Origin of the sequence: Arthrobacter sp. HMWF013, from assembly GCF_003061105.1 — a bacterium.
Classification (GTDB): Bacteria; Actinomycetota; Actinomycetes; order Actinomycetales; family Micrococcaceae; genus Arthrobacter.
On sequence record NZ_QAIQ01000663.1, the window covers coordinates 1 to 2,441 of the forward strand.

Sequence of the window (2,441 nt, forward strand, 5' to 3'; positions counted from 1 at the left end):
CCCAGGACCCGCGCCGCCAGAGGCGAGGCCTTCACCGACGAACTGATCTGGATCGGAACCGGAAGCAGGCAACGGGCCTACTCGGCCACCTGCAGGCTCATCAAGGACTCCGACGGGGAGCACGCCGGCGCAGTTCTCGCTTTCACCGATGTCACGGCGCTGGTGGAAGCGCTGTCGGCGAAAGACCAGTTCGTGGCCAGCGTCTCCCACGAATTGCGCACGCCCCTGACGTCGATCCTGGGATACCTTGCCCTGGCGCTGGACGAGAAACCTTTGGACCCGGACATGGACCACTACCTGACCGTGGCCAAACGCAACGCCGAACGCCTGCTGAACCTGGTCGGCGATCTGCTCACCATCGCCTCCGGTGCCTTGACCGTCGACCCCCGTCCGGCCGACCTTGCCGAGGTGGCCGCCCACAGCGTCGAAGCCGCCCAGCCCAAAGCCAAGGCCGGTGGCGTCATCCTTTCGCTGGAAACAGAGGGTCAAACCACCGGACGGTTTGACCCGGACCGCATCGGCCAAGCCATAGACAACCTGATCTCGAATGCCGTCAAATACACCCCCAAAGGCGGCACCATCACCGTCCGGGTCAGCACCACCGGAAACCAGCTCAGTTGCGAAGTCGCCGACACCGGAACCGGAATGACCGAGGAAGAACTCGCCCAGGCATTCACCCGGTTCTTCCGGGCCGCCGGCTCACATTCTTCCGCTATTCCTGGCGCCGGTCTGGGACTGGCCATCACCAAATCCATCATCGAAAACCACAGGGGGAACATCACCCTGCTCAGCACCAGGGGTGAGGGAACCACGGCAGCAATCGCCTTCCCCGGGGCGGACACGGAAGCCCTCTCGGTGGCCTCTACTTAGCAGCCGCCGGAACCCAAAACACCACCACCAAAAGAACAGCCCCGGCCAGTCGGCCAGGGCTGTTCTTGTCCGTCTACAACCTAGTGCAGCGGCCGCGTCTCCTGCAGGCGTTTGATGAACCAGCGCGACTGCTCGGGGCCGTACGGCAGCACCGGGATGGCCTTGGTGGCGTCGGTGGGGGTTTCGCGGATGGACTGCGTCGCCTGGCGGACGGCGGTGGTCATGGTGTTGGCCATGGTCCGGACAAACTGGTCGCTGCACAGCTCGCCGTGGCCGGGGACCAGGAATTCGTAGCGGTGGCGCAGCGCGGAAATGTGCCGGAGCGAATCGGCCCAGTCCTCCGGGAAGGAGTCCTCGAAGGACGGGTGCGCGCCCTGCTCCACGAGGTCGCCCACGAAGAGGGTGGTGGGGCTGCCCACCAGGAGGTCGCCGTCGGTGTGGCCGCGGCCCAGGTAGAAGAGCGTGGCGGTCACGCCGCCCAGGTCCACCAGCACGGGCTGGTCCCGGACGATCGCGTTGGGAACCACCAGTTCCACGTTCTCGCCCTCACCGGTGGACATCTCCGGCTCCAGCGTTCCCACAAACCGGCGCTGCAGGTCCCCGTGCGCCTCAATCTCGCGCGCACAGTTCTCGTGCGCCCAGAACTCCGTGGCGCCGTCGGTAGCGAACACGGCGTTGCCGAAGAAGTGATCGTAGTGGGCGTGGGTGTTGACGACGACGAGCGGCAGGTCCGTCTTCTCCCGCACCGCGGCCAGGATCTCCTGCCCCTGCCGGGGCCCGCAGCCCGTATCGATCACCATGGCCCGCTCCGAGCCCACAATCAGGCCGGTATTCAACAGTGAACCTTCGGTGACCAGCACGTAGTTGTCCGCGCCGACGTCGAGCCATTCTGACATTGTTACTCCGTACCTCCGGAAAGCACTTGCGTTCTTCTTGGCCTTTGATTCTACCCACGGGTCCCTGGCAGAGGGCGGCTCATCGGACCAGGGTGTTCCACACTTCCAGGAACTTGTCAGCAATGTACCGGTGACCTGCGGTGTCCACGTGGGCGCCGTCGGTGTAGAACTGCTGGCTGTTCGCCGCCGTGAACCAGCCGGCACCGTAGGCGTCGATGAACGGTGCCTGAGCCGCCGCGGCACCCGCCCGGACGGCGTTGTTGGCGTCGCGGAGCTGCTCTGCCAAAGGCTGCGGCGCGGAGGGCCCCAGGACAACCACCTGGACGCCCGGCCAGAGCGTGCGGGCCGTTTCGATGGTCTCGGTGGTGGCGGCCTCCACTGCAGCGGGATCGTTGGCCACAGCATCGTTCTGTCCGCCCTGAAGAATCAGGAGGTTGGGGACGAACGCCGGTTCCGTGGCAGCGATTTCCTGCAGCCGGACACCGTATTCAAGGCCGCGGTCATCCTGCCCGCCGCCCCACGCGAAGCCGGTTCCGCCCACGCCGTCAATGTTGGTGGGGAAGCCGAGCTCGCCGGCCACATGGTACGCCCAGCCCTGGTCTTCAGCGTCTGCGCCCACCCCCGCGGTGTAGGAATCCCCCACAATCAGGAGGACCGGTTCGGCTGGAAGCTGGA

3 protein-coding genes are annotated in these 2,441 nt (G+C 65.9%); 1 reads left to right on the top strand and 2 read right to left on the bottom strand.

The window, feature by feature from the left end; translation table 11 throughout:
• Positions 1-870: PAS domain-containing sensor histidine kinase (locus DBR22_RS21665; protein WP_219928155.1), on the top strand; the 870-nt coding region annotated here is incomplete at its 5' end.
• An 80-nt stretch (positions 871-950) separates the two neighbouring features.
• Here DBR22_RS21665 and DBR22_RS21670 read toward each other — a convergent pair.
• Both DBR22_RS21670 and DBR22_RS21675 read right to left on the bottom strand, forming a co-directional pair.
• On the bottom strand, positions 951-1,766 hold the full coding sequence (locus DBR22_RS21670; protein ID WP_108600683.1) for an MBL fold metallo-hydrolase: 816 nt from the start codon (positions 1,764-1,766) through the stop codon (positions 951-953).
• Between the two features lie 79 nt (positions 1,767-1,845).
• A partial coding sequence (locus DBR22_RS21675) for an SGNH/GDSL hydrolase family protein (RefSeq protein ID WP_108600684.1) occupies positions 1,846-2,441 on the bottom strand: 596 nt, incomplete at its 5' end.